We start from the raw sequence: 448 nt of genomic DNA on the forward strand, positions 1-448 counted from the left end.
TGACCAAGCTGGGCGCCGGCACGGCTACCCTGACCGGCAACAACACTTACAGCGGCGGCACCACGGTCAGTGCCGGCACCCTGCTGCTGGGCTCCGCGAACGCTTTGCCAACCGGCGGCAACCTGACCGTCAATGCCGGCACCCTGGATCTCAACACCGTCAATGCCTCGGTAGGCAATCTTTCCGGCACGGGCGGCAGCATCAACCTGCGCAATCAGACCCTGAGCGTGAACCAGAGCACTGCCGGCACCTACGCCGGGGTGATCGCGGGAACTGCCAGCAGCGCACTGGTCAAGACCGGCAGCCAAACCCTCACCCTCAGCGGCGCCAATACCTACAGCGGCACCACCACCATCAGCGCCGGCACCCTCAGCATCGGCGCCGGCGGCACCACCGGCCAGCTCGGCAACGGCGCCGTGGTCAACAACAGCACCCTGCAGATCAACCG

1 protein-coding gene is annotated in these 448 nt (G+C 66.7%); it reads left to right on the plus strand.

Annotated elements, in window-relative coordinates; translation table 11 throughout:
* The coding region (locus tag ISX93_RS17000; RefSeq protein WP_195779943.1) for an autotransporter-associated beta strand repeat-containing protein at positions 1-448 on the plus strand (448 nt) is incomplete at both ends.

The sequence above is a fragment of the Pseudomonas sp. N040 genome, assembly GCF_015637705.1.
GTDB lineage: Bacteria > Pseudomonadota > Gammaproteobacteria > Pseudomonadales > Pseudomonadaceae > Aquipseudomonas.